The following is an 8,373-nucleotide window of genomic DNA, read 5'->3' on the forward strand; positions in this document are numbered from 1 at the left end:
GCCGAAGCCTGGGCCTATGTCGGCGAGGCGATCCGCCGCGCGCCGGGCCTGGGCGGCGGCCACGGCCCGCTGGACCACGGCTGGCCGGTGCGTGGCTGAACCCATGACGACGACGAATCTCGAGGCGCGACTGGTCGAGATCGTGCGCGCCGACCCCAATCTGATGCATGTTTTGACCACGGTGCGAGCGCTGGACCTGCCGGACTGGCGGCTGGTGTCGGGGGCTGTCTATCAGGCGGTTTGGAACGCCCGGACGGGGCGGCCGGCGGGGTATGGGGTCAAGGACTACGACCTGGCCTATTTCGACGGGTCGGACCTGTCCTACGAAGCCGAGGACGTCGTCATCAAACGGGTCGCCGCCGCCTTCGACGCGCCGCTCCGCAGCCAGGTCGAGGTCAGGAACCAGGCGCGGGTTCATTTATGGCACTCGACTAAATTCGGCGGTTACTACTCGGCTCTGACCAACACAGATGAGGCCCTGACCCGCTTCGTCGCGCCCTGTTTTGCGGTTGGTGTGAGACTGGAAGAAGACGGTGAAATCACCGTGGCCGCGCCATTCGGGCTGGAGGACGTGTTCAATTTGACCATCCGTCCGACCCCTGATCGAGCCGTCGCAAAGGACTGGGATCGCATCATCGAGAAGGCGAAGGCGCGTTGGCCTGAACTCAATGTCGTTCAGGTCTGATTGCGGACCACAGCTATTTTTGCTCGCGAAGCTGTTTCAAGGTCCATCTTTTCGCCCCGAGTTTCTTTAGGCTTGGGTCGAAGTCGATGCCCGAGGCTTCGAGGTCGAACTCGTCATCAATAGCGTAGAAGACATCCAGCACGCCATCGTAGCCCGGCAGGTCGTGAAACTCCGAAGCAAACAACATGCCGTCTCTGGCATGGGTGCGAGGATCGCCACCGTTCTCAATGGCGAGAGCGATTTGGTGTCGGATGACGTGCAACAGGCGCGGTTTATCCGTAGGATCGACCGATAGTTCGCGAAGGATTGTATCGACCAGAGGCGGTGCTTCCTGCCATTCTTCGTCCCGTAGGATGGCGAGACCGACTACTGCATCAGATGACAGTCCCAGATTGATTAGGTCGTTCGCCCAGCGACGCTCCACATCAAACCCCGAAATGTCCTGCGCCCTGTTGCGAAGGACGAACATGGCCCAAGGGGAGCGCAACGCGGGCGGGAGAGCGGCTTCAACCATGACGCCAGTTAAGGGGCAGATGGTCCGAATATACAAACAGAGTTGCGTGCATCTGTGGTTCCAGGATCGGTTCGGCGAGCCCTATCAGGCGCTGGGATCGACGGACGAGGCGCTGGGGCGGTTCGTGGCGCCCACCTTCGCGGTGGGCGTGCGGCTGGAGGCGGACGACGCCATCACTGTCGCTGCGCCGTTCGGGCTGGAGGACGTGTTTTCCATGACCGTCCGGCCCAATCCGAACCGGCCGGTGGCCAAAAGCTGGGCCAAGGTGATCGACGGCGCGCGGGCGCGGTGGCCGGAACTGACGGTGGTGGAACTCTAGGGCGATCGGCGCTTGAGTGGATGCCTGCCTGAAAGGCGTTCATCACAACGGACACAGCGAGGTCGCGAAGACCACGACGAGACCCAAGGCGCGTCGGCTCCTGGTTTCTGCAAGCTGTCGATAAGTCTGCGGCTTCGCCGCCGCAGGCCTTCAAGACCTTTCGATCGGAGTCCGTCTCCGTCGTGTTCGCTGTGGCCTCGCTGTGTCCGTTGTGACGAACCTTATACGTTCAGGCCCAACTCGACCGCCGAATGCCCTAGTAAGGCCCGTGCTTGCCATTGGAGGAGAACTCGGGCGGGGCGGCCTTGTGGATGAACTGTTCGGCGACCAGCCAAGCCTTGAACGGGCGCAGGCAGCCCAGGCACATGGCGACCAGCAGGGGCAGGGTCACGACCGCATGGACCCAGATCGGCGGGTGAACCGTGAACTCGAACGCCATCAGCAGGATCATGCCGATGACCCCCACCGCCGACATGACGAAGAAGGCCGGGCCGTCCGCCGGGTCGGCGAAGGCGTAGCTGAGGCCGCAGTCCGTACAGCCTTCGCGCAGGGTCAGATAGCCCTTAAACAGCGGGCCCTTGCCGCAGCGGGGGCAACGGCAGGCCAGGCCGGTCTTGATCGTGCTGAGGGGCGGATAGTCCGTCATGGGGTCAGTATGCGCGCTGCGGGGGGGCTTGTCGCGTGGACGGGTTGTCCTATCGCCGCCGCCTCACGGTGAACGGCGGTTAACCGCGATTAAAGGGCTTGTGCCGCATGGGTCGGGGGATATGTCCGGGGCCGCGCCGACCAAGCGTATTCTGAAGACGACCGTGGCGGCCGCCGCGGCCGGCGCCGTCGTGCTCGCGCCGCTGTCGCCCCTGGCGCAGGAGGCGGGGCGTCCGCGCGATCCGCTGTCCATAGGCATCGGCCAGAACGCTGAGTTCACCCGCGTCGAGTTCGGCGGCGTGATCGGCGTGCGCTCGCGCGTCAGCCGCCAGGGCGACAAGGTGGTGGTGCGGCTGGGCACGACGGCGGCGCCAGACGTGTCGCGCCTGAAGGTCGATCCGCCCGCCGGGGTGAAGTCGGTCGAGACCCGGGCCGCGCGCGCCGGCGGCGGCACGGACCTGATCATCACCCTGGAGGAGGGCGCCGACGCCCGTTCGGGCGTGGCGGACGGGGCGGTCTGGCTGAACCTCTATGCGCCCGGCAAGGCGCCGCAGGGCGGGGACGCGGCCAAGCCGGCGACCACGGATGCGGTCGTGCCGGTCAAGGCCGAAACCAGCGCCGACAAGACGGTGCTGACCTTCCAATGGAGCGCGCCGGTGGGCGCGGCCGTGTTCCGGCGCGGCGATGCGGTGTGGATCGTCTTCGACACCGCCGCGCGGATGGACATGACCGGCGCCAAACAACTGGGTCCGGCCAAGGATGCGCGCTGGGCGGCGGGGCCGGGCTATACCGCCATGCGGATTTCGGCGCCCGACGACATGGGTGTGGCGGCGCAGGGGCAGGGCGGGATCTGGACGGTGACCCTGGGCGGAACCGCGCCCGCCGCCTCGGGCGTCGAGGTGGGCAGGGCCGAGGACGGGTCCGCGACCCTGGTGGCGCGGATGGCCGGGGCGACCAAGGCGATCTGGCTGACCGACCCGCTGGTGGGCGACCGGTTCGCGGCGGTGACGGCCCTGGCGCCGGGCAAGGGCTATGGCGGCGGACGGCGTACGGTCGATCTGACCCTGATCCCCACCGCCCAGGGAATGGCGGTCGAGACGGGCGCCGACGACCTGAGGATCGAGGCGGCGGGCGATCTGGTGACGCTGAGCCGGCCCAAGGGGCTGACGCTGTCGGCGCCGTCGGCGGGGCTGGAGACCGGCGATCATGCGGCCGATGCGCCCCGGCGCGCCGCCTATCCGGCCATGATCGACGAGGGCTGGGCCGCGACGGGCGAGGCGGGCTTCTCGGACCGCTATCGCCGGCTGCAGGATGCGGCGGGGCTGGAGACCATCGCGGCGGCCGACGATCCGCGCGCCCCCATCGAGGCGCGGATGGCCCTGGCGCGGTTCCTGGTCGGGTCGGGACTGAACTATGAGGCCATCGGGGTGCTGAACGCCCTGATCGCCAAGGCGCCGAACCTGCAGGGCGAGCCGGAGGTCAGGGGCCTGCGCGGCGTCGCCCGCGTCGGCGTGGGGCGGCTGGAGGAGGCGCAGGTCGATTTCGCGGGCGCGGCCCTGGCCGACGACCCGGCGACCAAGGTGTGGCAGGGCTATATCGCCTCTGAACAGGGCGACTGGGAGGGGGCCAGGCGCAACTTCGCCGCCGGGGCCTCGGTGATCGACGACTTTCCCCCCGCCTGGCGCGCGCGGTTCGGCGCCGCCCATGCGCTGGCGGCCATCGAGACCGGCGACTTGGCCGCCGCCCAGCAACTGCTGGCCTACAGCTTCAGCCAGAAGGCGCCGGCGGCGGACCAGCTGACTGCGCGGCTGGTGCAGGCGCGGCTGTTCGATCTGCAGGGCGACAAGGGCCGGGCGCTGGCGGTTTACAAGGCCGTGGCGCGCGCGCCGCTGGACGGGATCGCCACCCCGGCCAAACTGGGCGCCATCGGCCTGGAGATGGACAAGGGCGCGCTGAGCCCCGACCAGGCGGCCCAGCAGCTGGAACAGCTGAAATGGCGTTGGCGCGGAGACGGCACGGAACTGGCGGTGATCCGCAAGCTGGCCGACATCTATCTGAAACAGGGGCGTTACCGCGAGGCGCTGGACGCCCTGCGCGGGGCGGGCAGGCGGCTGTCGGGCATTCCCGGCGCGACCGAGATCCAGGCCGATCAGTCCAACGCCTTCCGCGCCCTGTTTCTGGAGGGGGCGGCCGATGGATTGCAGCCGGTGCAGGCCCTGGCCCTGTTCTACGACTTCCGCGAACTGACGCCGATCGGGGCGGACGGGGACGAGATGGTGCGCCGCCTGTCGCGCCGCCTGATCGACGTGGACCTGCTGGACCAGGCGGCCGAGCTTTTGCAGCACCAGGTGGACGAGCGGCTGGACGGTGTGGCCAAGGCCCAGGTCGCCACCAATCTGGCCACCGTCTATCTGATGGATCGCCAGCCGGAGAAGGCGCTGCAGGCGATCTGGGGGTCGCGCACCACCCTGTTGCCGGCCGCGATGAACAGCGAGCGGCGCGCGCTGGAGGCCCGCGCCCTGATGGACCTGGGCCGGTTCGACCATGCGCTGGAGGTGCTGGATCGGGATCAGTCGAACCCGGCGCGCGAGGTGCGGGCCGACATCTTCTGGAAACAGCAGAAATGGGCCGAGGCGGCGCCGGTCTATGAGGCGCGGCTGGGCGACCGCTACAAGACCACGGGAACGGCCCTGACGCCGGCCGAGGAAAGCTGGCTGATCCGGGCGGGCGTGGGCTATTCGCTGGCGGGTGACCGGCCGGCGCTGCAGCGGCTGAGCGGCCGCTATGGGCCGTTCGTGGCGGGCGCGCGGTCGGCGGCGGCGATCCGGGTGGCGCTGGACGACAATCTGTCGGGCGTGGCGGGGACGGGCGACTTCGCCAATCTGTCCAGCCAGGCGGACACCTTCGTCGGCTGGGTCAACAGCGCCAAACAGGCGTTCAGGAAGGAAGCGGACGCGAAAGCAGCGGCCTGATCGAGCACCTGCTCGTCATTCCGGGGCTGAGCGCAGCGAAGAACCCGGACCCGAAGGGCGGCGCGTAGCAGCCAACCCAGGACGACAGCGACGGCGCTGATCCATTGGACACTGGGGATGACCCCCTGGGTTCCGGGTTCGTCCTACGGACGCCCCGGAATGACGGCGTGATAGGGCCGCCTGAAACGGAAACGGGCGGAGACCGCATCGCGATCCCCGCCCGTCGAGCATTGCCGATCCCGCCGGGCGGGATCGAAAAGGCTTAGCCGTTGACGGCGTCCTTCAGCGGCTTGGAGACGCGGAAGCGCACGGCCTTGGAGGCGGCGATCTTGATGGTCGCGCCGGTGGCCGGGTTGCGGCCTTCGCGCTCGGCGCGGGCGGCGGTGTCGAAGACGCCCAGGTTGGAGATGCGGATGTCGCCGCCCGACTTCAGGGTCGAGTGGATGTTTTCGACGATCGCGGTCAGCACCTTGCCGGCGTCGGCCTGCGAGACACCGGCGTCCTTGGCGACGGCGGCGATCAGTTCGGCTTGAGTGGTCATAAGAAGCGGTTCCAGTGTTATTCGCCCGATTCAGGGCGAGGACCGGGGGATCAACACGGATTTCCACCGGCATTGCAAGCGCCGATGACGCCAAAAGCCATAGGGGGCGGGGGATTATCCGGCGCCGGACGCGCGCTGGAAGCTCTCGACCAGGCTTCCGGCGACCAGTCGCCAGCCGTCCACCAGCACGAAGAAGATCAGTTTGAACGGCAGGGACACCACCACCGGCGGCAGCATCATCATGCCCATGGACATCAGCACGCTGGCCACCACCAGATCGATCACAAGAAACGGAACGAAAAGGAGAAATCCGATTTCGAACGCCTTCTTCAACTCGCTGATCATGAAGGCCGGGGTGACGACGCGGAGCGGCAGTTCCTGAACGTTCTGAGGGGCCTCGATCTTGGACAGGCGGGTGAACAGGGCCAGGTCGCCGCGGTCCACCTGGGCCAGCATGAAGGTTTTCACCGGCTCGGACGCCTGATCGAAAGCCTGGGGCAGTTCGATCTGCTGATCCATCAGCGGACGGATGCCCGAATCATAGGCGTCCTGCCAGGTCGGGGCCATGACGATGGCGCTGAGGAACAGCGAAAGGGACACCAGGACGGCGTTCGGCGGCGACTGTTGCAGGCCCAGGGCGGTCCGCAGCAGCGACAGGACCACGATGATCCGCACGAAGCTGGTGGTCATGATGACGATGGACGGCGCCAGCGACAGCACGGTCATCAGCCCGACCAGCTGCACCACCCGCTGGGTCAGGCCGGCGCCCGACCCCAGGTCGATGTTCAGGGCCGAACCGGACTGGGCCGCCTGCTGGGCCAGGGCGGCGACGGGCCAGGCCAGGCAGATCAGGGTGGTGAAGAGGGACAGCAGGGCCGCGCGCTTCAGCTCGGCGCCGGTGGGTTTGACGAACACAGCGCGCGTCATTGCACGCCTCCCGGCTGGCGCGGCTCGATCAATTCGCGGCCTTCGCCCAGCAGGATCAGCCGCTCCTCCTCGTCGATGCGGACCAGGACCAGGCGGCGGGCGGGGTCCAGGACCAGGGTCTCGACCACCTGCATCCGCCGCGCGCCGCGCTCGGCGCTGAGCCTGGCCAGCAACTGGGGCGCATAACGGCGCGCGGCCCAGGCCGCGAGCCCGATCAGGCCGAGGGTGAAGGCCAGGCCGAAGACGGCCCGGGCGAGATCGAGGAAATTCATACGCTGCAAGGCCCCGCGCAGTCGGCGCTGTGGTCCAAGTCTTAACCACCACGGTTAACGAGGCGTTGAGATAACCCCCCATTAACCAAACAGGCGGCATTTTCTGCCCATCGCACGCATCCGCGTCGCACGGGAGATCGCCATGGGCGTCGCCGACATACCGCTGCTGGGGCAGATCAAGGGCCGGCTGGGCTGGCTGGACGCGCGCCAGAAGGTGATCGCCGAGAATGTGGCCAACGCCGACACGCCGGGCTACGTCGGGCGCGACCTGAAACAGCCGACCGACTTCGCCGCCGCCATGGCCAGGGGCGGGGGGCTGCAGATGACGCGGACCAATGCGGCCCATATCGCCCCAAGCGGCCCGGCCGCGCGGTTCGATCCCGCCAAGGCGCCCGATTCGGAAACCACGATGGACGGCAATTCGGTGGTGGTCGAGGAGCAGATGCTGAAGATGGCCGAGAGCCGCATGGCCTATGACGCCGCCATCGGCTTCTACCAGAAGTCCATGTCCATGATCCGCCTGGCCGCCAAACGGCCCGGCGGCTGAGGAGGACGCTTAAGCCATGACCGATCCCGTCTCCCCCTCCAACAGCGCCATGGCCGTGGCCGCCTCTGCGCTGAAGGCGCAGCAGTCGCGGATGCGCGTCATCGCCGAGAACATCGCCAACGCCCAGTCCACCGCCCGCACGCCGGGCGGCGAACCCTATCGCCGCCAGATCCCGGTGTTTCAGGCGCGTGAGGTCGATGGGGCGACGGGGGTGACGCTGGCCGAGGTGCGGCCCGACCAGAGCGACTTCAAGATGGACTACGACCCGTCGCATCCGGCGGCGAACGCGCAAGGTTATGTGATGCGGCCCAATGTCGACACCCTGGTCGAGGCCATGGACATGCGCGAGGCGCAGCGCGCCTACGAGGCCAATCTGAACGTCATCGAGACGGCGCGGTCGATGGACAGCCGCACCCTCGACATCATCAAACGCTGAGGTCTAGGCCATGAACCCCATGATGGCCGCCAGGGCCTATGCCGCCGTCCAGGGCGGCGCCATGCCGACGGGCCTGTCGGGGGCCGCAGCGGCGCCCGGCGCCGGCGACGGCGGCTTCGCCGACCTGGTCAAGAACGCCATGACCGACATGACCCAGCAGTCGCGCGCGGCGGAAACCCAGATGACCCGCTCGGTCCAGGGGCAGGGCAATCTGATCGACGTGGTGACGGCGCTTAGCTCGGCCGAGGCGTCGCTGGAGACGGTGATCTCGGTCCGGGACCAGGTGATTTCCGCCTATAAGGAAATCATGGCGATGCCGATCTGAGGGGATTGGCTCTTGCGGCCGTCATCCTCGGCCTCGTGCCGAGGATCCATACGGCCGGTGTTTGAAGGTGAGCCCCGTGTTCTGACGCCTGTGTTTCTGGATCCTAGGCACAAGGCCTAGGATCTGTGGACTCTGGGGATTCCGGATTAGGCTGAAGCGTGATTCAAGGCTGCCTTTGCGGAGGTTGTCA

The 8,373-nt window shown here is 67.8% G+C and carries 11 protein-coding genes and 1 pseudogene; 7 read left to right on the plus strand and 5 right to left on the minus strand.

The annotated features are described in order from the left end of the window. A pseudogene (locus RTU05_RS15870) lies at positions 1-99 on the plus strand (bifunctional hydroxymethylpyrimidine kinase/phosphomethylpyrimidine kinase); the annotation flags it as partial. Between the two features lie 4 nt (positions 100-103). Beyond that, positions 104-685, plus strand: a complete 582-nt coding sequence (locus tag RTU05_RS15875; protein WP_312599308.1) for a nucleotidyltransferase family protein — start codon at positions 104-106, stop codon at positions 683-685. A 13-nt stretch (positions 686-698) separates the two neighbouring features. On the opposite strand, the gene RTU05_RS15880 is transcribed toward RTU05_RS15875, so the two are convergent. Further along, positions 699-1,199: a hypothetical protein gene (locus tag RTU05_RS15880; RefSeq protein WP_312599309.1), complete on the minus strand. Its 501-nt coding sequence runs from the start codon at positions 1,197-1,199 to the stop codon at positions 699-701. On the opposite strand from RTU05_RS15880, the gene RTU05_RS15885 reads away from it, so the two are divergent. After that, positions 1,198-1,518: a nucleotidyltransferase family protein gene (locus RTU05_RS15885; RefSeq protein ID WP_312599310.1), complete on the plus strand. Its 321-nt coding sequence runs from the start codon at positions 1,198-1,200 to the stop codon at positions 1,516-1,518. The genes RTU05_RS15880 and RTU05_RS15885 overlap by 2 nt on opposite strands. A gap of 256 nt (positions 1,519-1,774) precedes the next feature. Here the strand turns inward: RTU05_RS15885 and RTU05_RS15890 are convergent, their stop codons facing one another. Beyond that, positions 1,775-2,164, minus strand: coding sequence for a DUF983 domain-containing protein (locus RTU05_RS15890; RefSeq protein WP_312599311.1), 390 nt, complete (start codon positions 2,162-2,164; stop codon positions 1,775-1,777). 121 nt (positions 2,165-2,285) lie between these two features. On the opposite strand from RTU05_RS15890, the gene RTU05_RS15895 reads away from it, so the two are divergent. Then, positions 2,286-5,135 carry a hypothetical protein gene (locus tag RTU05_RS15895; protein WP_312599312.1) on the plus strand — a complete coding sequence of 950 codons (2,850 nt, stop codon included), beginning with the start codon at positions 2,286-2,288 and terminating at the stop codon, positions 5,133-5,135. 262 nt (positions 5,136-5,397) lie between these two features. Here RTU05_RS15895 and RTU05_RS15900 read toward each other — a convergent pair whose 3' ends face one another. The 3 genes from RTU05_RS15900 to RTU05_RS15910 all read right to left on the minus strand — a co-directional run bounded on the left by RTU05_RS15900 (position 5,398) and on the right by RTU05_RS15910 (position 6,875). After that, positions 5,398-5,676, minus strand: coding sequence for an HU family DNA-binding protein (locus tag RTU05_RS15900; RefSeq protein ID WP_087120554.1), 279 nt, complete (start codon positions 5,674-5,676; stop codon positions 5,398-5,400). Between the two features lie 114 nt (positions 5,677-5,790). Next, positions 5,791-6,603 (minus strand): flagellar type III secretion system pore protein FliP, encoded by an 813-nt coding sequence (fliP, locus tag RTU05_RS15905; RefSeq protein WP_312599313.1) that lies wholly within the window; start codon positions 6,601-6,603, stop codon positions 5,791-5,793. Next, positions 6,600-6,875 (minus strand): flagellar biosynthetic protein FliO, encoded by a 276-nt coding sequence (locus tag RTU05_RS15910; RefSeq protein ID WP_312599316.1) that lies wholly within the window; start codon positions 6,873-6,875, stop codon positions 6,600-6,602. Before RTU05_RS15910 ends, fliP begins: the two co-directional genes overlap by 4 nt. A gap of 142 nt (positions 6,876-7,017) precedes the next feature. Between RTU05_RS15910 and flgB the strand changes: the two genes are divergently transcribed. From flgB to fliE, 3 genes are read left to right on the plus strand one after another with little or no spacing between them, the layout of a single operon-like run. Beyond that, on the plus strand, positions 7,018-7,422 hold the full coding sequence (gene flgB / locus RTU05_RS15915; protein WP_312599314.1) for a flagellar basal body rod protein FlgB: 405 nt from the start codon (positions 7,018-7,020) through the stop codon (positions 7,420-7,422). Positions 7,423-7,438: 16 nt separating this feature from the next. Then, positions 7,439-7,858, plus strand: a complete 420-nt coding sequence (gene flgC / locus RTU05_RS15920) for a flagellar basal body rod protein FlgC (protein WP_248118387.1) — start codon at positions 7,439-7,441, stop codon at positions 7,856-7,858. A gap of 10 nt (positions 7,859-7,868) precedes the next feature. Next, on the plus strand, positions 7,869-8,183 hold the full coding sequence (fliE, locus tag RTU05_RS15925) for a flagellar hook-basal body complex protein FliE (protein ID WP_312599315.1): 315 nt from the start codon (positions 7,869-7,871) through the stop codon (positions 8,181-8,183). Positions 8,184-8,373: the final 190 nt, after the last annotated feature.

The organism is Brevundimonas sp. (assembly GCF_032017145.1).
Classification (GTDB): Bacteria; Pseudomonadota; Alphaproteobacteria; order Caulobacterales; family Caulobacteraceae; genus Brevundimonas.

Excerpts from the sequence above, each read along its gene's own strand:
- RTU05_RS15880 (WP_312599309.1), bottom strand. The coding sequence starts at position 1,199 with ATGGTTGAAGCCGCTCTCCCGCCCGCGTTGCGCTCCCCTTGGGCCATG.
- flgB (WP_312599314.1), top strand. The coding sequence starts at position 7,018 with ATGGGCGTCGCCGACATACCGCTGCTGGGGCAGATCAAGGGCCGGCTG.
- flgC (WP_248118387.1), top strand. The coding sequence starts at position 7,439 with ATGACCGATCCCGTCTCCCCCTCCAACAGCGCCATGGCCGTGGCCGCC.
- RTU05_RS15890 (WP_312599311.1), bottom strand. The coding sequence starts at position 2,164 with ATGACGGACTATCCGCCCCTCAGCACGATCAAGACCGGCCTGGCCTGC.
- RTU05_RS15885 (WP_312599310.1), top strand. The coding sequence starts at position 1,198 with ATGACGCCAGTTAAGGGGCAGATGGTCCGAATATACAAACAGAGTTGC.
- fliP (WP_312599313.1), bottom strand. The coding sequence starts at position 6,603 with ATGACGCGCGCTGTGTTCGTCAAACCCACCGGCGCCGAGCTGAAGCGC.
- RTU05_RS15900 (WP_087120554.1), bottom strand. The coding sequence starts at position 5,676 with ATGACCACTCAAGCCGAACTGATCGCCGCCGTCGCCAAGGACGCCGGT.
- RTU05_RS15910 (WP_312599316.1), bottom strand. The coding sequence starts at position 6,875 with ATGAATTTCCTCGATCTCGCCCGGGCCGTCTTCGGCCTGGCCTTCACC.
- RTU05_RS15875 (WP_312599308.1), top strand. The coding sequence starts at position 104 with ATGACGACGACGAATCTCGAGGCGCGACTGGTCGAGATCGTGCGCGCC.
- fliE (WP_312599315.1), top strand. The coding sequence starts at position 7,869 with ATGAACCCCATGATGGCCGCCAGGGCCTATGCCGCCGTCCAGGGCGGC.
- RTU05_RS15895 (WP_312599312.1), top strand. The coding sequence starts at position 2,286 with ATGTCCGGGGCCGCGCCGACCAAGCGTATTCTGAAGACGACCGTGGCG.